Annotated in this window: 22 protein-coding genes and 1 pseudogene; 16 read left to right on the forward strand and 7 right to left on the reverse strand. The window is 74.1% G+C overall.

Translation table 11 applies throughout. The features are described 5' to 3' along the window. The first annotated feature begins 45 nt into the window (after window positions 1-45). The 3 genes from ACZ3IL_RS06555 to ACZ3IL_RS06565 all read left to right on the forward strand — a co-directional run bounded on the left by ACZ3IL_RS06555 (window position 46) and on the right by ACZ3IL_RS06565 (window position 2,355). Window positions 46-447, forward strand: a complete 402-nt coding sequence (locus ACZ3IL_RS06555) for an aggregation-promoting factor C-terminal-like domain-containing protein (protein WP_467387275.1) — start codon at window positions 46-48, stop codon at window positions 445-447. A gap of 124 nt (window positions 448-571) precedes the next feature. After that, entirely contained in the window at window positions 572-1,684 is a 1,113-nt protein-coding gene (locus ACZ3IL_RS06560; protein WP_467387277.1) for a DUF2330 domain-containing protein, read from the forward strand. Next, window positions 1,681-2,355 carry an O-methyltransferase gene (locus tag ACZ3IL_RS06565; RefSeq protein ID WP_467387279.1) on the forward strand — a complete coding sequence of 225 codons (675 nt, stop codon included), beginning with the start codon at window positions 1,681-1,683 and terminating at the stop codon, window positions 2,353-2,355. The genes ACZ3IL_RS06560 and ACZ3IL_RS06565 overlap by 4 nt, the downstream gene beginning before the upstream one ends. 99 nt (window positions 2,356-2,454) lie before the next feature. On the opposite strand, the gene ACZ3IL_RS06570 is transcribed toward ACZ3IL_RS06565, so the two are convergent. After that, window positions 2,455-3,543 (reverse strand): serpin family protein, encoded by a 1,089-nt coding sequence (locus ACZ3IL_RS06570; protein ID WP_467387281.1) that lies wholly within the window; start codon window positions 3,541-3,543, stop codon window positions 2,455-2,457. A gap of 381 nt (window positions 3,544-3,924) precedes the next feature. Here ACZ3IL_RS06570 and ACZ3IL_RS06575 point away from each other — a divergent pair, with 381 nt between their 5' ends. From ACZ3IL_RS06575 to ACZ3IL_RS06585, 3 genes are all read left to right on the forward strand, one after another. Next, window positions 3,925-4,272, forward strand: coding sequence for a hypothetical protein (locus ACZ3IL_RS06575; RefSeq protein WP_467387283.1), 348 nt, complete (start codon window positions 3,925-3,927; stop codon window positions 4,270-4,272). 205 nt (window positions 4,273-4,477) lie between these two features. Next, window positions 4,478-4,804, forward strand: coding sequence for an antibiotic biosynthesis monooxygenase family protein (locus ACZ3IL_RS06580; protein ID WP_467387285.1), 327 nt, complete (start codon window positions 4,478-4,480; stop codon window positions 4,802-4,804). A gap of 50 nt (window positions 4,805-4,854) precedes the next feature. Then, window positions 4,855-5,340, forward strand: coding sequence for a GNAT family N-acetyltransferase (locus ACZ3IL_RS06585; protein ID WP_467387287.1), 486 nt, complete (start codon window positions 4,855-4,857; stop codon window positions 5,338-5,340). A gap of 170 nt (window positions 5,341-5,510) precedes the next feature. On the opposite strand, the gene ACZ3IL_RS06590 is transcribed toward ACZ3IL_RS06585, so the two are convergent. Beyond that, window positions 5,511-7,568 carry an MDR family MFS transporter gene (locus ACZ3IL_RS06590; RefSeq protein WP_467387289.1) on the reverse strand — a complete coding sequence of 686 codons (2,058 nt, stop codon included), beginning with the start codon at window positions 7,566-7,568 and terminating at the stop codon, window positions 5,511-5,513. Between the two features lie 176 nt (window positions 7,569-7,744). Here ACZ3IL_RS06590 and ACZ3IL_RS06595 point away from each other — a divergent pair, with 176 nt between their 5' ends. Both ACZ3IL_RS06595 and ACZ3IL_RS06600 read left to right on the forward strand, forming a co-directional pair. After that, window positions 7,745-9,055, forward strand: a complete 1,311-nt coding sequence (locus ACZ3IL_RS06595; protein WP_467387291.1) for a peptidoglycan-binding domain-containing protein — start codon at window positions 7,745-7,747, stop codon at window positions 9,053-9,055. A 161-nt stretch (window positions 9,056-9,216) separates the two neighbouring features. After that, window positions 9,217-9,885 (forward strand): HAD-IA family hydrolase, encoded by a 669-nt coding sequence (locus ACZ3IL_RS06600; RefSeq protein WP_467387293.1) that lies wholly within the window; start codon window positions 9,217-9,219, stop codon window positions 9,883-9,885. Between the two features lie 234 nt (window positions 9,886-10,119). On the opposite strand, the gene ACZ3IL_RS06605 is transcribed toward ACZ3IL_RS06600, so the two are convergent. Further along, window positions 10,120-10,878 carry an SDR family NAD(P)-dependent oxidoreductase gene (locus tag ACZ3IL_RS06605; protein WP_467387294.1) on the reverse strand — a complete coding sequence of 253 codons (759 nt, stop codon included), beginning with the start codon at window positions 10,876-10,878 and terminating at the stop codon, window positions 10,120-10,122. Here ACZ3IL_RS06605 and ACZ3IL_RS06610 point away from each other — a divergent pair. After that, window positions 10,877-11,518 carry a TetR/AcrR family transcriptional regulator gene (locus ACZ3IL_RS06610; protein ID WP_467387296.1) on the forward strand — a complete coding sequence of 214 codons (642 nt, stop codon included), beginning with the start codon at window positions 10,877-10,879 and terminating at the stop codon, window positions 11,516-11,518. The two genes, ACZ3IL_RS06605 and ACZ3IL_RS06610, sit on opposite strands and share 2 nt — an antisense overlap. A gap of 225 nt (window positions 11,519-11,743) precedes the next feature. Here ACZ3IL_RS06610 and ACZ3IL_RS06615 read toward each other — a convergent pair whose 3' ends face one another. Continuing rightward, window positions 11,744-12,343 (reverse strand): TetR/AcrR family transcriptional regulator, encoded by a 600-nt coding sequence (locus ACZ3IL_RS06615; protein WP_467387298.1) that lies wholly within the window; start codon window positions 12,341-12,343, stop codon window positions 11,744-11,746. Window positions 12,344-12,405: 62 nt separating this feature from the next. Here ACZ3IL_RS06615 and ACZ3IL_RS06620 point away from each other — a divergent pair, with 62 nt between their 5' ends. The 3 genes from ACZ3IL_RS06620 to ACZ3IL_RS06630 all read left to right on the forward strand — a co-directional run bounded on the left by ACZ3IL_RS06620 (window position 12,406) and on the right by ACZ3IL_RS06630 (window position 15,253). Then, window positions 12,406-13,473: a zinc-binding dehydrogenase gene (locus ACZ3IL_RS06620; RefSeq protein ID WP_467387299.1), complete on the forward strand. Its 1,068-nt coding sequence runs from the start codon at window positions 12,406-12,408 to the stop codon at window positions 13,471-13,473. After that, complete coding sequence (locus ACZ3IL_RS06625) at window positions 13,470-14,072, forward strand: NADPH-dependent F420 reductase (protein ID WP_467387301.1); 603 nt, start codon at window positions 13,470-13,472, stop codon at window positions 14,070-14,072. The genes ACZ3IL_RS06620 and ACZ3IL_RS06625 overlap by 4 nt, the downstream gene beginning before the upstream one ends. A gap of 65 nt (window positions 14,073-14,137) precedes the next feature. Then, the gene (locus ACZ3IL_RS06630; protein ID WP_467387303.1) at window positions 14,138-15,253 is read left to right on the forward strand and encodes an alkene reductase; all 1,116 of its coding nucleotides are present in this window, start codon (window positions 14,138-14,140) and stop codon (window positions 15,251-15,253) included. 275 nt (window positions 15,254-15,528) lie between these two features. Here the strand turns inward: ACZ3IL_RS06630 and ACZ3IL_RS06635 are convergent. Then, window positions 15,529-15,802, reverse strand: a pseudogene (locus ACZ3IL_RS06635) (Tn3 family transposase); the annotation flags it as partial. Between the two features lie 376 nt (window positions 15,803-16,178). On the opposite strand from ACZ3IL_RS06635, the gene ACZ3IL_RS06640 reads away from it, so the two are divergent. The 4 genes from ACZ3IL_RS06640 (at window position 16,179) to ACZ3IL_RS06655 (ending at window position 19,638) form a co-directional block, all read left to right on the forward strand. Continuing rightward, a complete protein-coding gene (locus ACZ3IL_RS06640) occupies window positions 16,179-16,823 on the forward strand; it encodes an HNH endonuclease family protein (RefSeq protein ID WP_467388178.1) in 645 nt (214 codons plus the stop codon). A 306-nt stretch (window positions 16,824-17,129) separates the two neighbouring features. Beyond that, on the forward strand, window positions 17,130-17,543 hold the full coding sequence (locus ACZ3IL_RS06645; protein ID WP_467388180.1) for a DoxX family protein: 414 nt from the start codon (window positions 17,130-17,132) through the stop codon (window positions 17,541-17,543). A 162-nt stretch (window positions 17,544-17,705) separates the two neighbouring features. Next, window positions 17,706-18,695 carry a BtrH N-terminal domain-containing protein gene (locus tag ACZ3IL_RS06650; protein ID WP_467387305.1) on the forward strand — a complete coding sequence of 330 codons (990 nt, stop codon included), beginning with the start codon at window positions 17,706-17,708 and terminating at the stop codon, window positions 18,693-18,695. 313 nt (window positions 18,696-19,008) lie between these two features. Beyond that, window positions 19,009-19,638 (forward strand): DedA family protein, encoded by a 630-nt coding sequence (locus tag ACZ3IL_RS06655; RefSeq protein ID WP_467387307.1) that lies wholly within the window; start codon window positions 19,009-19,011, stop codon window positions 19,636-19,638. Here ACZ3IL_RS06655 and ACZ3IL_RS06660 read toward each other — a convergent pair. Continuing rightward, the gene (locus ACZ3IL_RS06660; RefSeq protein ID WP_467387309.1) at window positions 19,598-19,858 is read right to left on the reverse strand and encodes a DUF2277 domain-containing protein; all 261 of its coding nucleotides are present in this window, start codon (window positions 19,856-19,858) and stop codon (window positions 19,598-19,600) included. The two genes, ACZ3IL_RS06655 and ACZ3IL_RS06660, sit on opposite strands and share 41 nt — an antisense overlap. A gap of 75 nt (window positions 19,859-19,933) precedes the next feature. Continuing rightward, window positions 19,934-20,158 carry a hypothetical protein gene (locus ACZ3IL_RS06665; RefSeq protein WP_467387311.1) on the reverse strand — a complete coding sequence of 75 codons (225 nt, stop codon included), beginning with the start codon at window positions 20,156-20,158 and terminating at the stop codon, window positions 19,934-19,936. Window positions 20,159-20,206 lie beyond the last annotated feature (48 nt).

The following is a 20,206-nucleotide window of genomic DNA, read 5'->3' on the forward strand; positions in this document are numbered from 1 at the left end:
CCGGAACGCCCGGCGCGACCCTGTCCCCGAAGTTAGGTAGAAACCTTGATCCGCTCGCTCACCACCCGTGTCGCCGCCCGCAAGAAGTCCTTCGCCGCCTCCGCAGCCGTGCTGCTGGGTGCGTCGGGTGCGGTGCTCGGCACGACGGGCTCGGCCTCGGCCGCCAGCCCGCAGGATGTCGCGCGACAGATCGTTCCCGCCTCGCAGTACGCGTCCTTCAGCAAGATCGTGGCCCACGAGTCCGGCTGGAACCACAAGGCCACCAACTCCTCCAGCGGCGCCTACGGCCTGGTCCAGGCCCTGCCGGCCTCGAAGATGTCCTCGGCCGGCTCCGACTGGAAGACGAACCCCGCCACGCAGATCAAGTGGGGCCTCAACTACATGAACGAGCGCTACGGCTCCCCGAACGCCGCCTGGTCCTTCTGGCAGACCCACGGCTGGTACTGAGAAACCCGCCGCACCGCGCACCCGCACGGCCCCGCCCTCCTCACGGAGGAGCGGGGCCTGCCGCGTTCCCGGGCACCGAACGCCCGTACGGAACCGGAGTCTCCCCCGCCGCGTCTGAGCTGCCATGTGGGGGACACGCCGTCATCCGGTCACCAGAATCCTGGCGATAGCCGTCGCGCTGCTCGCGCTCCAGCTCGGCTCGCTCGTCGCACCGGCGTACGCCTGCGGCTGCGGCGCCATGATCCCGGACCCGTCCCGGCGCATCGGCGTCGACCGCGAGGAGTCGGCGGTCCGCTGGGACGGGCGCACCGAGACCGTCGTCATGCGCTTCAGGGTGAACGGCGACAGCGAACGGGCCGCCTGGATCATGCCGGTGCCGGGCCGGGCCTCCGTCACCCTCGGCGACCCGGCGCTCTTCGGCGAACTGGCCCGGCTCACCGCGCCCGAGCGGCGCGACCGCTTCCACTTCTGGCCGCGCGGGAACGACTGGCCGTTCGGCGGCGGCCGCGGCGACGGGGCGGGGGCCGCGGCGCCCCCCGGCGGGGGCGTCGGCGTCGTCGGCCGCGAGCGGCTCGGCCCCTTCGACGTGGCCCGCCTGACCGCCACCGACCCGGACGCGCTCGGCGACTGGCTGCGCGCGAACGGCTTCGACCTGCCCGACCGGCTCACCGGCGCGCTCCGGCCGTACGTCGAGCGGAAGTGGGAGTACGTCGCGGTGCGCCTCGCGCCCCGCGAGAAGGGCGCCGTCCTGCGCGGTGAACTCACCCCGCTGCGCATCGCCTTCGCCTCGCCCGAACTCGTCTACCCCATGCGGCTCTCCCGGCTGGCGAAGACCCCCCAGTCCCTCGGCCTCTCCGTCCTCGCGGACCACCGGATGGAGCCCCGCTCCCCCATCGGCGGCGACCGCCCCGAAGTGACCTTCGCCGGCCGGATCGAGCGTCCCGGGGGCGCCGTGGCCGCGCTCGCGGGCGACGGGCCGGTCCACCTCACCGTCCTGGAGCAGAGGTTCCCGCACCCGGAGCGGATCGACGACGACCACCACCTGCGGCGGGTGGCCGACACCCCGTACCGCCGGGTCGTCCACAGGGACCGGCTGCTGACCGTCGCCGGCGGCGTCCCCGTCTGGCTCCTGACGGTGGGCGGCGGCCCGCTGCTCGTGGCCGGCGCGGCGCTCCTGTTCGTACGGGCGTCACGGCGCCGTGCGGGCACCAGCGCGGGTGTACGTTCGGCCGTATGACGAACCCCCGATGGACCGCCGTGGACCAGTACGTCACCGACCTGCTCGCCCCGGACGACGAGGTGCTGTCCGCCGCGCTCGCCGACTCGGCGGCGGCCGGACTGCCGGAGATCGCCGTCACCCCCAACCAGGGCAAGCTGCTCCATCTGCTCGCCCGGACGCAGGGCGCCCGCAGCATCCTGGAGATCGGCACCCTCGGCGGCTACAGCACGATCTGGCTGGCCCGCGCGCTGCCCGCCGGCGGACGGCTCGTCACGCTGGAGTACGACCCGGGCCACGCGGACGTGGCCCGGGCCAACATCGCCCGCGCTGGCCTGGACGGGGTGGTGGAGGTGCGGACGGGCGCGGCCCTGGACAGCCTGCCGGAGATCGCGGCGGAGGGGGCGGGCCCGTTCGACCTCGTCTTCGTCGACGCCGACAAGGTCAACAACCCGCGCTACGTGGAGTGGGCCCTGAAGCTCTCCCGGCCGGGCACCCTGATCGTGGTCGACAACGTCGTGCGGGACGGCAGGGTCGCCAGCGAGCACCCGGACGACCCGGCCGTCACCGGCACCCGCGAGATGTTCGACCTGGTCGCCCGCGAACCGCGCCTGGACGCGACGGCCTTCCAGACGGTCGGCGCGAAGGGCTACGACGGGATGCTGCTCGCACGGGTGGTGGAGCGGGAGTAGGGCCCCGGCCGGCGCGGGCGGCGGGACGGGGCGGGGCGCACGACGGGCCGCCGGGTCCCCGGATCGTCCGTAGCCGCCCGTGACCCCGGCCGGCCCGTGCTACGACGGGCCGGTGCCCGACCGCCACCCCGTGAAGAGCGGCACCTCGCCGGTGGCGTCGAGGACGACGACGCCGAAGGGCCGGTCGAAGGCGATCCGCTCCACCGTCTCCCGCCGGGGCGCGGCCGCGCTCCGGGCCATCCTCACCGAGGTGACGGCGGCCGCCTCGACGCCCTCCTCGGCGATCTCGACGACCGCCTCCTGCACCACCTTGTCGATGAAGAGACCGGCCGGGTCCGGGGTCAGGCCCGTGAAGTCGGCGCCGGGACGCAGGGCCCGGACGACGCCGAGCGCCTCCAGGTGCGCGTCCGCCCGGGTCGTCGCGCGGAGGGTGAAGCGCGGCAGGGAGAGGTCGACGGCGTCGGCGGCGGACCGTTCCCGCCCGCCGGGCCCGGCCCAGGCGGCGGGCAGCGTCCCGGCGGGACCGGCCCCCTCCGGGCCGAGCACGAACCGCACCAGGGCGGCGCCCTCTCCGGCGCAGGGCAGCTCGACCACCGTGACCCCGCCGGTGCGCCAGGCCCACGCGGCGGGAATCCGCTGCCGCATGGTCGGCACGGGCCGTACGGCACCGCGGCCGTCGGTGAAGGGCTCGTCGCGGGTGAGGTGCCGGGGGAAGGCGGTCCGCCAGGACGCCCCGAGGGCGAGCGCGTTGAGCAGGACGAGGGCCTCGGAACCGTCGAGGGCGACCGGCTGCCCGGCGACCCGGCCGCCGGTGGCCTCCCGCGCCCACGCGTCGAGGACGGCCTGCGCGTCCCCGCCCAGCTCCCCGAACCGCACGCCGGGCAGCCCCCGCCGGTACTCCTCGCGGACCGGCACCCGGGCCCACACCCCCGTGCCCACCGCGAGCCCGCCCGTGGCCGCGAGCCGCCGCCCGGCGGCGGTCACGGCGCCGGCGGCGTCCTCCGCCTCGATCCCGAGCAGGTCGTACAGCTCCTCGGCGGTGCGGCCCCGCGCCCCGGCCGCGACGGCCCCGAGCGCCAGCCACAGCCCGACCGGCGAGACGACGAGGTCTCCGTCCCCGAGCCGGGGCAGCCAGCGCGCGGCGAGGGTGCGCACCGCGTCCGCGCGGGGAACGGGGGGAGGGGTCACGTCCTGCCCTTCCTGAGCGTCGTGCGGGTCGGCGAATCCGTCGGCGGACCCGCACGACCCGGCCCGGGAGCGGGCCGCCCCGGCACGGTCAGCATAGGAGCCGCGGGCCGGACACCGGCCGGAAGTCCGGAGCGGCCGGGGTCCCTTCGGTGCACGGGGGCCGCGGACCGGGGTCCCTTCGGTGCACGGGGGCCGCGGACCGGGGTCCCTTCGGTGCGCGGGGGCCGCGGACCGGGCCCCGTCCTTGCGTTCCGTGACCGGCCCGAAGTACGTTGAACGCGTTCAATTATCGCGCCGTACGGGGTCGGGGGCACAAGGGTGACGGAGAGACCGGCGGTCGCCCGCCGCCTGGGGTACATGTGCGGAAGGGTCGGGCGGTGCGTGCTGACGTACGCGCTCCTCCACCTGGCGGCCTGGGTGGTCGTCTCCCTGACGGCCGGGGGAGAAGAGGGGTTCACGGAGGTCATGGCGACGGGGAGGACGGCGCTGCTCCTCGTCGGCGTCCCCACCCTGCTCATCACCGTCCTCGCGGCCGGGGTGCACAGCCGCATGGACGCGGTCCTGTTCCGCCTCCTGCTCGCCTTCCCGCTGGCCCTGTGCGCATGGCCCCTGCTCGCCGCCAGTACGGCCGAACCGCTGCTCCTCCAGCTCATGGCCCAGGCCGCCTTCGCGGCGACGGTCCCCGCGCCGCTCTTCCCCGCGGACCGGCTGAACGAGATGGTCCGCTGAAGGACACGGCGCACGGCCCCGGGGACCGGGACGACGGGACCGGACGCCGCTCCGCCCCGGGACGGGGGAGAACCGGCCACCCGCCGGCCCCCGTACGGGCGTCCCGCCGGACCGGCGGACCCCGCCGGCGCACGATGTAAGAGACTGCACGTACGCGATCGAGGCCCGGCGCAGCGCCCGGCCCGTGTTTCCTGTGAGGTGTCGTGTGCCCAGCGTGGTGAAGATCAACGTCCTGACCGTCCCGGCCGAACAGCGCGAAGTGCTGGAGCAGCGCTTCGCCTCCCGCGCCGGGGCCGTGGAGGGCTCCGACGGCTTCGAGTGGTTCGAGCTGCTGCGCCCCCTGGAGGGCACCGACCAGTACCTGGTGTACACCCGCTGGCGCAGCGAGGAGGACTTCCAGAACTGGATGAACGGTTCCATGCGCGCCGCCCACCAGGGCGGCGGCGAGGGCGGCGAGCGGCCGAGGCCCGCCGCGTCCGGGTCCACCCTCTGGTCGTTCGAGGTGGTCCAGCAGGCGGCCCCGAAGGGCTGAGCCCGCCCGGCGGTCAAATGGGCTGCGCCCCCGGTCGCGCGCGCCGCACAATGGCGCGCATGACCTGGTCCTTCGCCCCCGAACACGTCGGCACCCCCGACGCCACCGCCCTCCGCCGCGCCTACTACGGCGACGTCGCCGGACGCTACTTCCGCCGCGTCCTGTCCGAGGACGAGTACGACGAGGAGATGCTGAACGAGGGGCTCGACCTGCTCGCCCCGCCCGCCGGGCAGTTCCTCGTCGGGCGCCACGGGGGAAAGCCGGCCGCCTGCGGCGGGGTCCTGCTCCTGGACGGGGAGCGCGCCGAACTGACCCGGGTCTTCGTCCGCCACGCGTTCCGCGGCCTGGGCGGCGCCGACCTGCTGATGCGGGGCCTGGAGGACGCGGCCCGCGCGCTCGGCGCCCGCCGGACGGTCCTCAACACGCGCCTGGACCTGATCGAGGCGCGGCGCCTGTACGTACGGCACGGGTACGCGGAGATACCGGCGTACTGCACCGGCCCGTACATGGAGATCTGGTACGGCAAGGAACTCTGACGCACCGCGCCGGCACCGGGCGGCGGCCCGGCCCCGCGCGGCGGCCCGGTGCGGCGGTGACGGTCCGGTGCGGCGGTGGTCCGGGGGCGGGGGTGGTCCGGGGGCGGGGGCGGTCCGGCGCGGCGCGGCGGCGGTCGGGTACGGCGGCGGTCCGGGCGGTGCGCGTCCGGTCAGCCGCGGTGGTCCCGGGGCGGTTCCGGCGTGTGGGGGCGGTCGCCGTCCGAACCGTTCAGCTCGGCCGTCAGCTCCTCCACCAGTTTCACCAGGTCGGTGGGCCGTTCGGGCCCCCACCAGTCGCCGAGGAGCTCGGCGAGCGACTCCTCCCGCGCCTCGGCGAGCAGCGTCGTCACCCGTACGCCCTCCTCGGTGAGGATCAGCTGGACGCCCTCCCGTGCGGCCAGGTGGCGCTCCTCCACCTGCCGGGACGCCTCGGTGATCGCCCGCAGCGGCACGGGGGTGGTCTCGGCGAGCCGGGCCGGTTCGACGGTGCCGTGCCGGCGGATGCGCAGCAGCAGCCAGCTCGCGGCGGGCAGCAGGTCGAGCCCGGCGCGGGCCGTGATCTTCTCGTAGACCGCCTTGCGCCCCTCGCGGGAGCCGAGGACGGACAGGGCGCGGGCGCACTCGTCGTACGAGGAGCGCTCGACCGGGTTGGAGGCGAGGGTCTGGGTGGTGTCGGGCGCGGTGACCGAGCTGCGGAGCCGGTCCTCCTTGAGGAACCAGGCGACGACGAAGGCGACGAGGACCACGGGCGACGCGTACAGGAAGACGTCGGTGATGGACGTGGCGTACGCGTGGAGCACGGCGGGGCGCAGGCCCGGGGGGAGCTGGGCGACGGCACGCGGGTCGGCCGTGACCTGCCCGGGGCCGACGCCGGGCGGGAGGTTCGGCCCCGCGGCGGCGAAGACGTCTTCGAGCTTGCCGGTGAGCCGGTTGGTGAAGACCGTGCCGAAGACGGCGACGCCGAAGGACGCGCCGATGGAGCGGAAGAAGGTGGCGCCGGAGGTGGCGACGCCGAGGTCCTCGTAGGAGACGGCGTTCTGCACGACGAGGACGAGGACCTGCATGACGAGGCCGAGCCCGGCGCCGAAGACGAAGAAGTAGACGCTCATCTCCCAGGTGGAGCTGGTCTCCGTCAGGCGGTGGAGGAGGAGGAGCCCGAAGGCGGTGACGGCGGTGCCGGCGATCGGGAAGACCTTCCAGCGGCCGGTGCGGGTGACGATCTGGCCGGAGGCGGTCGAGGTGATCAGCAGGCCGAGGACCATGGGCAGCATGTGGACGCCGGACATGGTCGGGGTGACGCCCCGGACCACCTGGAGGAAGGTCGGCAGGTAGGTCATCGCGCCGAACATCGCGAAGCCGACGACGAAGCTGATGAGCGAGACGAGGGTGAAGGTCCGGACGCGGAACAGCTTGAGCGGCAGCACGGGCTCGGCGGCCCGCCCCTCGACGCGCACGAACCAGACGAGGAGGACGGCCCCGAGGACGGCGAGGCCGATGATCTGCGCCGAGCCCCAGGCCCAGGTGGTGCCGCCGAGGGAGGCGACGAGGACCAGGCAGGTGGCGACCGAGGCGATGAGGAAGGTGCCGAGGTAGTCGATGGTGTGCCGGGTGGAGCGGACCGGGATGTGGAGGACGGCCGCGATCACGAAGAGGGCGACGACCCCGATCGGCAGGTTGATGTAGAAGACCCAGCGCCAGGAGAGGTGCTCGGTGAAGAGGCCGCCGAGGAGGGGGCCGAGGACGCTGGTGGCGCCGAAGACGGCGCCGAAGAGACCCTGGTACTTGCCGCGTTCCCGGGGCGGGACGAGGTCGCCGACGATCGCCATCGACAGGACCATGAGCCCGCCGCCGCCGAGGCCCTGGACCGCGCGGAAGGCGATGAGCTGCGGCATGTTCTGGGCGATGCCGCAGAGGGCCGAGCCGATGAGGAAGAGGACGATGGCCGACTGGAAGAGCTTCTTCCGCCCGTACTGGTCGCCCAGTTTGCCCCAGAGGGGGGTGGCCGCGGTGGACGCCAGCATGTAGGCGGTGACCACCCAGGAGAGGTGTTCCATGCCGCCCAGTTCGCTGACGATGGTCGGCAGGGCGGTGGAGACGATGGTCTGGTCGAGCGCGGCGAGCAGCATGCCGAGCAGCAGCGCGCCGATCGCGACGAGGACGGTGCGGTGGCTCTGCGCCTCCCCCGGCGCGGGGGCGCCGGGCGGGGACGGGCGTAGGTCCTGGGCCATGGTCGTCTCGTCTCCTCGTACGTCTCCTGGGACGGGCCCGGAGAACTCACCTCGGACAGCTCCTCCATCCTGGTCCGAATGTCCGGTTATGGCCTGCGGAAGGGCACGCCCGTTCCCCCGCAGGGAGGGGGTGGGCTGCATAATCGCTCGCATTGGTATCGGGGAGGGGACCCATCATGACCGGACACGTCTGTCCTGAATGCGGTGTACACAGACCTGGCTGCGCCTGCGCCCGGGCGGAGCTGGCGGCGGCCGAGGACTTCGATCCGCTCCGGATCAGGCCGTACGTGACGCTGGAGACGCCGCAGGAGACGGAGCCCGGGGCGCACGGGGCGGGGGCGTACGGGACGGGTCCGGGGACGTACGGGACGGGTCCGGGAGCGTACGGGCCGGGAGCGGGAATGCCCGGCACGGGGACGGGGACGGGGACGTACGGCGCGGACGCCTACGGGGCGGGAGCCGGGGCGTACGAGGCGGAAGCCGGGAGGTACGGAGCGGGAGCCGGAACGTACGGGCCGGGAGCCGGAACGTACGGGCCGGGAGCCGGGGCGTACGGGCCGGGAGCCGGGGCGTACGGAGCGGGGGCTCACGAGTACGGGACGAAGGGCGAGGACGCGGACGCGCCGGCCGCCCGGACGGCCCCGGTCCCCTCCGTGGCTCCCCGGGTGCCCCACCAGGGGTCCCGCCCGGACCTCCCGACGGGAGCCGGTCCCGCCGCACCGGCGACGGGGGCGCACGCGGACGCGGACGCGTACCCCGGCTCCGGGGGCGACCCCTCCGAGACGATGCCCCTGCTGCTGCACGGGGCCGGCGGGACGCCTCCGTCCGGCGGGAGGCGCGGGCGCGGCGCGATGGTCGCGGTGGTGGCCGCCGCCGCCGTGGCGGGCACCGCCGCCCTGGCCGCGGCCGTCCTCGGCGGCGGGGACGGGACGGACGACCGGGCGGTCGTGCCCGGGGTGACCACGAGCGCGTCCCTGAACGTCGCCGTGTCGGAGGCGCCGTCCCCCTCCTCCACGAGCCCGGAACCGACGACGGCGTCACCGACCCCGCGGCGGACGCCCTCCGGCTCCGCCTCCCCGTCCCGCACGGTCCGCCCCTCCCCCCGGGCCACCACCGCCACCGCGAGCCCCGGCGCCTCGGCCCGGCCCGTCCTCCCTCCGGCCGTCACCACCCCGCCGGCGCCGACGGCCGCGCCGACGACGAGGCCCGCGACCCCCTCGCGGTCCCCCGGGGAGACGAAGAGGCCCGAGCCGGAGGGCCCCACCCTCGCCTACGGCGACCAGGGGCCCGAGGTGAGGGAGCTCCAGTGGCGGCTGAGGAACGCCTGGGTCTACGACGGGCCCATCACCGGCCGCTACGACGACGAGGTCAGGGAAGCCGTACGGATGTTCCAGCAGTGGCGGGCGATCGTGGGGGACGCGCCGGGCGTGTACGGGCCGAACACCCGCGCGGTCCTGGAGGGGGACCCGTCCGGCTCCGACTTCTGAGGGGCGGCGGGGGCGGCGGTCCCAGGATGCGGACACCGGGCGGACCGGTTGGCCAAGACCGCCCCCGGTTTTGTATCGTTGAAAAACAAAGTGGCCCCGCCCGCAATCCCTGACCGGTGGGCGGGTCCGCCTTGTTCTCCGCACCCCCTCCTGGAGACCCGATGCCTGCCACCACCCCGGCAACGCTCACCGCCCGCGCCCTCCTCCTCGACATGGACGGCACCCTCGTCAACTCGGACGCCGTCGTCGAACGCTGCTGGCGCCGCTGGGCCGAGCGGCAGGGCCTCGACGGGGACGCCGTGCTCCGGGTGGTCCACGGCCGCCAGGGGTACGCGACGATGGCCCTGCTCCTCCCGGACCGCCCGATGGAGGAGAACCACGCCGACAACCGGGCCATGCTCGCCGAGGAGACCGCCGACCTCGACGGGGTCGTGCCCGTCCCCGGCGCCCCCGCCTTCATGACCGCGATCGCGGACCTGCCGCACGCCCTGGTCACCTCGGCGGACGAGGCCCTCGCCCGGGCGCGCATGGGCGCGGCGGCGCTGCGGATGCCGGCGGTCCGGGTCACCGCCGAGAGCGTCGGCGCCAGCAAGCCGGACCCCGAGGGCTTCCTGAAGGGCGCGGCGGCGCTGGGCTTCGGCCCGGCGGACTGCGTGGTCTTCGAGGACTCCGAGGCCGGCATCCGGGCGGGCCGCACGGCCGGCATGCGCATCGTGGGCGTGGGCCCCCGCGCGGCGGCCTTCGCGCCGGACGTGCACGTGCCGGACCTCACCCGCCTGCGGGTCGAGGCGGCGGCGGACGGCTCGATCACGCTGACCGCCCTGTCCTGACCCCGCGCGTACGCGGCGACCCTTCCGCGTACGCACCCCGCTTTCCGCGCGCGACCGGACCCGTCCGGCCGCGCGCGAGCGTTTTCCGGGGCACCCTCCCCCGCGCCGACGGCCTCCTTCCGCCCCGCGCCCCTCCCGCACGCGCCGGACGGGGACGACGACAACGACGAGTCGGCCGGCCCGGAGCGAGTGGGGGCCGTCACCGCCCGCTTCCCCACCGGCCGTCGCCCGGCGTCACAGGAGGGCGCCGCCGGAGACCTCGATGCGCTGGGCGGTGACCCAGCGCATCCCCTCGGAGGCCAGCGCGGCGACGGCGTCGCCGATCTCCTCGGGTTCGCCGACGCGGCCGAGCGCGGTCCGTCCGGCCAGAACCCGGCGCATTCCGGCGTCGTCCCGCATCGCTCCGCCGTTGAAGTCGGTGGCGGTCGGCCCCGGGGCGATGGAGTTGACCCGGATGCCGCGAGGCCCGAGTTCCGCGGCGAGGGTGCGGCTCAGGGCTTCGACGGCGGCCTTCGAGGCGGAGTAGACCGAGGTGGCGGGGCTGGTGTGGCGGGTCAGTGACGTCGAGACGTTGATGACCCGGCCGCCCCGGGCCAGCAGCGGCACGAGCGCCTGGATGAGGAAGAACGTGCCCCGGACGTTGGTGCCCATCACCGTGTCGAAGTCGTCGACCGTGACGGTCTCCAGCGGCCCGAAGACTCCCACTCCCGCGTTGTTGACCAGGACGTCGAGCCGCGAAGTACCCCAGCGCTCCAGCTGCGCGCCCAGTTCGGAGGTGAAGGGCGCGAAGGAGGAGACGTCGCTGATGTCGAGCCGGAGAGCAGCGGCCGTCCCTCCCACGGCCCGCACTTGTTCCGCCGTCCTCTCGGCCCCGGCCGCATCACCGCGGTGGGTGACCACGACCCGCATCCCGCGTGCGGCCAGGGCGATGGCCGCGCTGCGCCCGAGGCCGCGATTCGCGCCGGTCACCAGAGCGATCTTGTCGACTGTCATGACTTCCTCCACCGTGCGGCAACCGGGATGCGCCCAGGTGCCACAGCTCAGATGCGAGGCGATCACCTCCGCGGCCACGGAACTGTTCCTGGACCGTGGCTACGACGGCACCTCCCTCGCACGGATCGCCGAAGCGGCCGGGGTCTCGAAGTCCACCCTGTTCAAGCAGTTCCCCACCAAGGCGGCCCTCTTCGAGGCCATCGTCACCGAGTCCTGGCAGCGCGACGCCGGCGATACCGCCGCGCGGCCGCGGGCGGGAGATCTGCGCTCCGGGCTGACGGCCATCGGCCACCGCTACGCCGACCTGATCGGCCGGCCCCGCATGACGGGCCTGTTCCGGATCGTCATCGTCGAACTGCCCCGCTTCCCCGAGCTGGGGCGGATGCAGTTCCAGCTCGGCAAACCGCCCTACTTCGCCTCCGTCCAGCACTACCTGGAATCCGAGCACGAGGCGGGCAACGCCGACGTGCCCGACGCCGAGAGCGCCGCGAACCAGTTCCTCGGCATGATCGCCAACTACGTCCTGTGGCCCCGCATGCTTCTGACCGACTGGAACCCCGCACCCTCCGACGTCCACCACGCCGTCGAAGAGGCCGTCCGGACCATGCTCGCCCGATACGCCCCCCACCCGTCGGCCTGACCCGAAGCCGGAATTTCCACACTGCCGCGCGATGCCGAAGAGCGCGGCGCCTTCACCCGCGCCACCCGCCGGCAAACGATTGCCTGCCGACAGGGCGTCGCGGCTCGATCCATCAGCCCGCCGTCGGCCCGGGCGGTGCCAGGAGAACGAAGCCCCGGCAAGCCGCCGCGACCGTACGGCTCGCCGCCGGGCGGAACGGCGCGGGGCCGGCGGGTGCGAAGCCGGTCAGTCGAGGGGGTGGGCGCGGCAGGTCCGCAGGATCTCGTCGGACAGTTCGGGCCGGACGCGGCTCACGGCGCGGGCGAGGACCATCGCCCCCACGAGTCGGCTGAGCAGCAGCACCGCGCGCTCCCGCGCCTCCCGCGGGGTGATCTCCCCTTCGTGCTCGCGGGCGAACTCCTCGGCGAAGCCGGTGAGGTACCCCTCCACGCCGGCCGCGTAGACGCTCTGGATCGTGTCGCCGTGCCGTCCGGCGTCGACGACCAGGGAGGCGGAGGGACAGCCGCCGTCCGGGGCGTCGCGGTGATCGGCCGAAAGATAGGTGTCCACCACTCGCTTCAGCGGTGGGCCGGGGAGATCGGCGCCTTCCTCGAGGAGTTGCTCCAGGGAGCCCAGAGAGGCTTCGAACGAGGCGCCGCACGCCTCGGCGGCCAGATCGTCCTTGGACGCGAAGTGGTTGTAGAAGCCGCCGTGGGTCAGGCCCGCTTCCTTCATCAGTTCGGCGATGCCCACGGCGTCGACGCCCTTCGAGCGGAACATGCGCCCGGCCGCCTCGACGATGTTCTGCCGGTTCCTGGCCTTGTCTTCCCTGGTGATCCGCGGCATGGCCACCCTCCTGCGTCGGCAGTGTTTGACGTTTTCGATGTTACCCCTCATCATTCTTTTTAATGATGACCATCATCAAAGATTGGGTGGAGGCGCCGATGCGCACCGTGGAGTACACGCGGCAAGGGGAAGCCGCCCAGGTACTGACGCTGAGGGAGGAGGCCCGCCGGCCGACTCCCGGCAGCGGAGAGGTTCTGGTCCACATGCTGGTCCGGCCCGTCCATCCGGGGGACCTGATCGGTGTGGAGGGTCTGCCGGGGCAGCCCGAACAGCGGTCGGGGACCCGGACTCCCGGAGTGGAGGGGATGGGCGTCGTCAAGAGCGTCGGAGCGGACGTCCGCACACCGCACCCGGGTCAGCGGGTGGCGGTTTTCCCGGCCCCGGGAACGTGGAGCGACTTCGTCGTGGTCCCGGCCGATCTGGCAGTACCGGTGCCGGACGGGGTCAGCGACGAGACCGCTGCCCTGATGCTGGTCAACCCGCTGACGCTGCGCATGCTGTACCGCGCGGTGGAGGAGGCCCTGCGCGGACAGACGGGCCCGGTCCTCCAGACCGCCGCCGGCTCGTCCGTCGGCAGGCTGGTCAGCGCGGCCGCGATCCGGCACGGCCTGCGGTTGATCAACCTCGTGCGCAGCACCTCCGGTGCCGGGAAGACGCGGACGCCGTACCCCTCCCAGCCCACGATCGCGACATGCGACGACGACTGGCGGGAACAGGTCCGCCGCCATGCCGGCGAGCGGGGCGTCCGGGTGGCCCTCGACTGTGTCGGCGGTTCCCTGACCCAGGACCTCACTGAACTGCTCGCCGACGGCGGCACTCTGATCTCCTACGGACACCTGAGTTCCGGCACGACATCGCTGGAGACGCCACCCCTCATGGCGCGGGAGCTGACGGTGCGGGGAGTGTCGATCCTGCACTGGCTGAGCCGCACCCCCGAGGAGCGGGCCGAGGATGTCGCCTTCGCCCGGGACCTGGCGCAGAACGCGCCGGACCTGCTTGGCGTCGCGGCCTGCTACGACCTCGCCGATTTCAGGGCGGCCGTCGAGCACGCCCGCCGCCCGGCCAAGAGCGGGACCGTCCTGCTCACCACGCCGCGGACGGCCGACTCCGGGCAGGGGGCCGCCCGGTGAGGATCGGAATGCTCGGAGCCGGAGCGGTCGCCCAGGCCATCGCCCGGCACGCGATCCGTCACGGCCACGAGGTCGTGCTCAGCAACAGCCGGGGACCCGCCTCCCTGGCCCCGCTGGTGAAGGACCTCGGCGCGCTCGCGGCAGCCGCGCCCCCCGCGGAGGCCGTCGCCGCGGACCTCGTCGTGCTCGCGGTCCCCTGGCCGCGGATTCCCGACGCCGTCGCCGGACTCCCCAGCCTGGACAACACCGTCGTCATCGACGCCACCAACCAGTTCGCCTCCCTTTCCCCGGAACCGGAGATCGCCGACCTGGGTGACCTCACCGGCAGCGAATACGTGGCCTCCCTGCTTCCCGGCGCACGCGTCGTCAAGGCGTTCAACGCCCTCTACGGGCAGTTCATCGCAGCCGATCCCCGCCACGAGGCGGGGCGTCAGGTGCTGTTCCTCGCCGGCGACGACGCCGGTGCCAAGAACACCGTGGGCGGCCTGGCCTCCGAGTTCGGCTTCGCCCCCGTCGACCTCGGAACGCTGCGCGAGGGAGGACGCCTCATCCAGCTCGGCGGTCCCCTGTCCGCCCTTCACGCCCTCAAGCAGGACTGACCCCACCCACCCGCTCGTGCTCCCCGCGTCCGCGCGGAGCGCCTCCCCTCACGAAAGAGACGTCCATGTCCGACCTGACCTCAGTACCCGGCACCCAGTCCCTCCTGCAGCCCGTTCAGCTGGGCGCGCTCGAGCTGCCCAACCGCGTCGTCATGGCTCCCATGACGCGCTCCCGAGCCGACAACGAGGAACTGGCCCCCACCGCCCTGCACGCCACCTACTACGCGCAGCGCGCCGGCGCCGGCCTGATCATCAGCGAAGGGACCTGGGTCAGCACGGACGCGATCGGCTTCATCAACGTCCCGGGCATCTACACCGACGCCCAGACCGCCGGCTGGGCCGAGGTCACCGAAGCCGTGCACTCCGCGGGAGGCAGGATCGTCTCGCAACTCGGCCACGCCGGCGCCGCCTCCCACCCGGATCACCACGGCGGCAGGCTCCCCGCCGGCCCCTCGGCGGTCAATCCCCACGAGATGTCCTTCACCCCCGACGGCCCGAAGGAGTCCCTCACCCCCCGCGCCCTGAGCGCCGCGGAGATCGCCGCCACGATCGGCACCTACCGGCAGGCAGCCGTCAACGCCCTGCGCGCCGGATTCGACGGCCTGGAGATCCACGCACAGGTGTCCCACCTCGTGGCCCAGTTCCTCAACCCGCGGCTCAACCGGCGCACCGACGCCTACGGCGGCACCAGTGAGAAGCGGGCCCGGTTCCTCCTCGACATCGTGGACGCCGTCGCCGGCGTGTGGGGCAGCGACCGCATCGGCATCAAACTCTCGCCCTACTGGAATCACGGACCCGCCTTCACCGCGGACGCCGAGACGCTGGACGAGTACGACCAGCTCCTGGAGCGCCTCGACGGCAGCAACCTGGCCTACCTCCACCTCCTCGGCCCGGAACCCGGCACAGGAACCGACACCCTCACCGCGTTCACCCGCTACCGCGCCCACTACCACGGCGCCCTCATCGCCAACCTCGGCTTCACGCGAGAGCGCGGCAACGCGCTGCTCGAACGGCAACTGGCCGACGCGGTCTCCTTCGGCGCCCCCTTCATCGCCAATCCAGACCTCGTCGATCGATTCGCCCACGGCCACCCTCTCGCCGCCGACAACCGCGACACGCACTTCGCGGGTGGCGCGGAGGGATACACGGACTACCCCGCGGTGACCGGCTCCCGCTCGTAGTGCTTCGTCAGGCGGGGGGCGCGGCACGCACATGTGCGGCGGCGTCGTCGGTTGCCGACGTCCCCCAGCCCTCGGCCGGGGGGTGCGCCCAGCGCGTTGACGCCCTCCTCCGCCTCACAGCCGCACGCACCACACCCCGCTCGGCCCGCCCACGAGGCGCCGCACGCCGGCCCCGGTGCGGCCCGCTCCCGTCGTCGTCCTCGTCCGGGTCGTCCTCGTTCGGGTCGGCCGTGTTCGGGGCGCGCGGTGGGCGCGGGGCGCCTGCGGCGGGGGTGCCGGCGGTTCATCCGGCGTCGGCAGGTGTCGTTCTCCCGGGTCGGCCACGCGCAGCGGGTGCCCGGTCTTGGCGATCCGCCCGTACGCGGTGGACGCCGGCCCGAGCGGGGTGGGGCGGACGTCGCGTCCGCACACGCGCGGCGGGTCGTGGGCGCGGACCTGATGGGTGACCAGGGAGCCGGCGGCCTTCGGCATGCCGGGCCAGTGCGTGATCACCTTGTTCAGGTCGACCCGGTCGCGGGCCAGGCCCTCCACCGGGCCGCAGGTTCCGGATCACGGGCTTGGCGTCGACCGCTGTAGCGACGCTCCCCGAGGCCGGTCCCGCACCCCTCCCGCACACGCCCGGCCCTCGCACCCGCCTCCCCGGCGCTCTCCGCGCCCCCTCGCACTCCCCGGCGCACGCGCTCCCGCGCGCGGAAGAACAGCCCGCCCCGGCCGGCGCGCCCCCACAACCCCGGGACGCCGGGCGGAATCTGACGCTCCGCCAGTGGGGGACGCACCTCTTGATGTGTCGTGCCCATGACGCCACTCTGTTACCTGGCGCACCCCCCACGGAAACCCGGCGCCGTCACGATGACCGGGCGCCGCCCGGCAGCCCACGGGGACGCTTCCGCCGAGGTCCCGCCACGCCAAGGGAGTTCACATGTCCATACACACGGTCTACGCGCGTCGAATCGCGGTGCTCGCCGCCTCCGCCGCCCTCACCACCACCGGCCTGCTGGCCACCGCCCCCACCGCCCAGGCCGCCCTCCCGACCCCGGTCAGCGCCGCGACCGCCCGCAGCTACCTGGCCTCCCTCACGGTGAGGGCGGAAGGTTCCACCTCGGGCTACAGCCGGGACCTCTTCCCGCACTGGATCACCCAGTCCGGCACCTGCAACACGCGCGAGACCGTCCTCAAGCGGGACGGCAGCAACGTCGTCACCGACTCCAACTGCGCCGCCACCAGCGGCAGCTGGTACTCCGAGTACGACGGCGCCACCTGGACGGCCGCCTCGGACCTCGACATCGACCACGTGGTCCCCCTGGCCGAGTCCTGGCGCTCCGGCGCCAGTTCCTGGACCGCCTCCCAGCGCCAGGCCTTCGCCAACGACCTGACCCGGCCGCAGCTCATCGCCGTGACGGACAACGTGAACCAGGCGAAGGGCGACCTCGACCCGGCGAAGTGGATGCCCCCGAGGACGGCCTACCGCTGCACGTACGCCCGGGCCTGGGTGCACGTGAAGTACTACTGGAAGCTCAGCGTCGACTCCGCCGAGAAGAGCGCCCTCCAGTCCGTCCTCAACGGCTGCTGACGGCACGGCACTCCCTCCGAAGAAACGACACTGCCGAGCCGCGCGGGAAGTGAACACGACCCCACACTTCCCGCGCGGCTCAATGTTGAACTTGCAAGTACTAATGAGGTGAACCTAACCTACCGACTCATCGGTTCCGTCCCCCACCCCGTTCGCCCCACGAACGAGGCCAGACCGAAGGAGTCCCCACCCGTGAAGAACACCAGCACCCCCGAAACCCCCGGCGGCACGAGCGGCCCGTCCGGCGCCGCCGGCCTCACGGCCCGCCTCGACCGGGCCCAGCCGTACGCGCTCGGCCTCTTCCGCATGGTCGCCGGCCTGCTCTTCGCCTGCCACGGCGCCGCCTCGCTCTTCGGCGTCCTCGGCGGCGCCATGGGCGGCGGCACGATCCCCACGGGCACCTGGCCCGGCTGGTACGCGGCGGTGATCCAGCTCGTCGCGGGCGTCCTGGTCCTGGCCGGCCTCGGCACCCGGAGCGCCGCCCTCCTCGCCTCGGGCTCGATGGCGTACGCGTACTTCAAGGTCCACCAGCCCGAGTCCCTCTTCCCGCTGCAGAACGGCGGGGAGATCGCGGCCCTGTTCTGCTGGGTCTTCCTCCTGCTCGTCTTCACCGGCCCCGGCGCGCTGGCCCTGGACCGGCTCCTCCCCGGCGGGGCCGGGACCCGGGAGGAGACGGAGAAGGCGGCGCGCGAGGAGCGGACCACGCCGGCCGCGGCCTGAGCGGCGGGCGGAACGCCGCCGGGCACACCGTCATGGCACCGGACCCTCCCCCTGTGGGAGGGTCCACCACGAAGGCGTGCGAGACCCGTCCCGTCGCCCGGCGGAGTCACCACGGGACGGACCGGCGACCCGCCCCATCGTCTCCGTCCGGGAGGACACGGCATGACCACGATGATCGACATCGACGTCCGGGGTGCGCTGCACTGCGAGACGACGACGCTGGGGGTGCTGCTGCGGCACCGGGGGATCGACCTGTCCGAACCCATGCTCTTCGGCCTCGGTTCCGGCCTGTCCTTCGTCTACTGGGACAGCAGGAACATGGACTTCCCCTTCCTCGGGGGACGGGTCAGACCCTTCGAACTCACCAGGAACCTGGCCGCCGCGCTCGGGCTGGAGCTGCTGGTCCAGGAGACCACGTCCCCGCGCAAGGCGTGGGACGCGGTCGCGGCGTCCGTCGACGCCGGCCACCCCGTCGGACTGCAACTCGACAGCTACCACCTGGACTACTTCAACACGAAGGTCCACTTCGGCGGCCACATCGTGGCCCTGTACGGCTACGACGACCACAAGGCCTACCTGGTGGACACCGAACAGCAGGGCGGAGCGGTCTCCACCGGTCTGGCCGGCCTCGCCCGCGCCAGGGCCGCACGCGGCCCGATGACCGCCAGGCACCGCTCGTTCACCCTCGGCGCGCCGGCGAACCCGCCCTCTCCGAGGGACCGGATCGTGCCGGCCGTCACCGCCTGCGCCGACGCCTTCCTCCACCCGCCCGTCGCCAACCTCGGCCACCGGGGCATCGAGAAGGCAGGGAAACTGGTGCGCACATGGCTCCGGCGCACCGACGCCCCGGAGCGGGACCTGCCGCGGGCCGCCCTCCTGATGGAGAAGGCCGGTACCGGCGGCGCCCTGTTCCGCAACCTCTACCGCGACTTCCTCGCCGAGTGCGCCGACGTGCTCGACAGCGCCCGTCTGCGCACCGGCCACACGCTGTACGCCGAGGCGGCCACCCTGTGGACGGAAGTGGCGGCGCTCGTCGGGGAGGCCGGTGAGACGGGTGAGGAACGGTTCCTCGTCCGGGCCGGCACGGTCCTCGGCGACCTCGCGCGCGTGGAGCGGGAGGCCATGGAGGCGCTGAGCCGCCTGGAGGCGTGAGGCACCGGGCGCCCCCGCCGGCCGGCCCCGGGAACCCCGCCCCGCGCGACACCACCCCGGGCGCCCCGCCCCGCGCGACACCCCCCGGGGACCGCCCAACAGGAGGAGGACGGTCCCCACAACGCGGATTCCGGCCTTTCCCGCGTACGGCGCGCGGCGGGGACCGGTCGCCGTCCCGGACGGTTCCCCCCGGGTTCCCCCAGTTCTCCGCACGTTCGCACACCGGCGCGTCCCCGCGATCCCGCAGGTCCCGACGCCCCCGCCGGACACCCACCGGACGGCGGACCCCCTCCCCCGCGTAGGCTCTGCCCCTGTGAATCTGCTCGACAGCCTGGGCTCGGTGCGGTCGCTCACCGCCGGTCCGTGGATCTACCCGGTGGTGGCGACGTCGATCCTGCTCGACGTCTTCCTGCCCGTGCTGCCGAGCGGCTTCCTGGTGGTCACCGCCGCCACGGCCGCCGCGACGGCCACGACGGCCACCCCCGGTGTGCCGTCGCTCCTCCCCCTGCTCCTCTGCGCGGCCACGGCCTCGGTGCTCGGCGACTTCCTCGCGTACCAGCTGGCACGGCGCGGCGGGGCCGGGCTGGACCGGGCGATAGCGCGCTCGCGCCGCCTCTCCCTGGCGCAGGAACGTCTCGGCACCGCCCTCGCCCGGGGCGGCGGACTGCTCGTGGTCCTCGCGCGCTTCGCCCCGGCGGGCCGCTCCGTGGTCTCCCTGGGGGCGGGCGCGTCGAGGCGGCGGATCGAGGAGTTCCTGCCGTGGTCGGCGGTCGCGGGCGTGACCTGGGCGTCGTACAGCGTGGGACTCGGCTGGCTGGGCGGTCAGTGGCTGGGCGCGACCTGGTTCGCCGCGGGGGTGTCGACCCTCGCGCTCTTCCTCGCGGGCGGCCTGGCCGCGTACCTCATCCAGCGTCCGGGCCCGGCTCCCGCGGCTGCCTCCTGACGGTAGGGCGCGCCCCGCGCACCTCCAGGCCGTCGAGGAGCCTCGCGGTGGCCTCCGCGACCTCGTCCACGGCCCGTTCGAAGACCTCGCGGTTGTGGGCGGCGGGGGCGCGGAAGCCGGAGACCTTGCGGACGTACTGCAGGGCGGCGGCCCGGATGTCGTCCCCGGTCGCCTCCTCGGGCAGTACGGGCGGGCGGAGCGTCTTGATGCTGCGGCACATGCCCCCAGTGTGACGCGCACCACCGACAACCGCGCCGGCCCCGGCCGGTCTCCCCGCCGTCGCGCGCGCTCCGGCTCAGGCGCCGAGGCCGCGCCTGCTCCGCGCGTTGATCTCGGCGGTACGGGCCCGCAGCTCGTGCAGGGGCGTGGCGAGCTGGATGTCGACGGGCTCGGCCTCCCACTCGGCGCCGCCGTGGACGGCCCTGATGCGGAAGCGCCCGGAGACGCTGGCCACGTAGAAACCGACCCGCCCGGTGGCGGTGTCGCGGACGAGGTCACCGACCTCGGGCCATGACTGCACGCGTCCCCTCCGTCCCGGAACCTGAAGCATGGGGACACTCAGGGAAGC

The organism is Streptomyces sp. NPDC014907, from assembly GCF_055562975.1.

Bases quoted from the DNA above. Each gene is read 5' to 3' on its own strand.
- ACZ3IL_RS06560 (WP_467387277.1), top strand. From the start codon at position 572: ATGTGGGGGACACGCCGTCATCCGGTCACCAGAATCCTGGCGATAGCC.
- ACZ3IL_RS06565 (WP_467387279.1), top strand. From the start codon at position 1,681: ATGACGAACCCCCGATGGACCGCCGTGGACCAGTACGTCACCGACCTG.
- ACZ3IL_RS06585 (WP_467387287.1), top strand. From the start codon at position 4,855: ATGGCGCGCATGACCTGGTCCTTCGCCCCCGAACACGTCGGCACCCCC.
- ACZ3IL_RS06590 (WP_467387289.1), bottom strand. From the start codon at position 7,568: ATGGCCCAGGACCTACGCCCGTCCCCGCCCGGCGCCCCCGCGCCGGGG.
- ACZ3IL_RS06595 (WP_467387291.1), top strand. From the start codon at position 7,745: ATGACCGGACACGTCTGTCCTGAATGCGGTGTACACAGACCTGGCTGC.
- ACZ3IL_RS06600 (WP_467387293.1), top strand. From the start codon at position 9,217: ATGCCTGCCACCACCCCGGCAACGCTCACCGCCCGCGCCCTCCTCCTC.
- ACZ3IL_RS06610 (WP_467387296.1), top strand. From the start codon at position 10,877: ATGACTTCCTCCACCGTGCGGCAACCGGGATGCGCCCAGGTGCCACAG.
- ACZ3IL_RS06605 (WP_467387294.1), bottom strand. From the start codon at position 10,878: ATGACAGTCGACAAGATCGCTCTGGTGACCGGCGCGAATCGCGGCCTC.
- ACZ3IL_RS06615 (WP_467387298.1), bottom strand. From the start codon at position 12,343: ATGCCGCGGATCACCAGGGAAGACAAGGCCAGGAACCGGCAGAACATC.
- ACZ3IL_RS06620 (WP_467387299.1), top strand. From the start codon at position 12,406: ATGATGACCATCATCAAAGATTGGGTGGAGGCGCCGATGCGCACCGTG.
- ACZ3IL_RS06630 (WP_467387303.1), top strand. From the start codon at position 14,138: ATGTCCGACCTGACCTCAGTACCCGGCACCCAGTCCCTCCTGCAGCCC.
- ACZ3IL_RS06645 (WP_467388180.1), top strand. From the start codon at position 17,130: ATGGTCGCCGGCCTGCTCTTCGCCTGCCACGGCGCCGCCTCGCTCTTC.
- ACZ3IL_RS06650 (WP_467387305.1), top strand. From the start codon at position 17,706: ATGACCACGATGATCGACATCGACGTCCGGGGTGCGCTGCACTGCGAG.
- ACZ3IL_RS06660 (WP_467387309.1), bottom strand. From the start codon at position 19,858: ATGTGCCGCAGCATCAAGACGCTCCGCCCGCCCGTACTGCCCGAGGAG.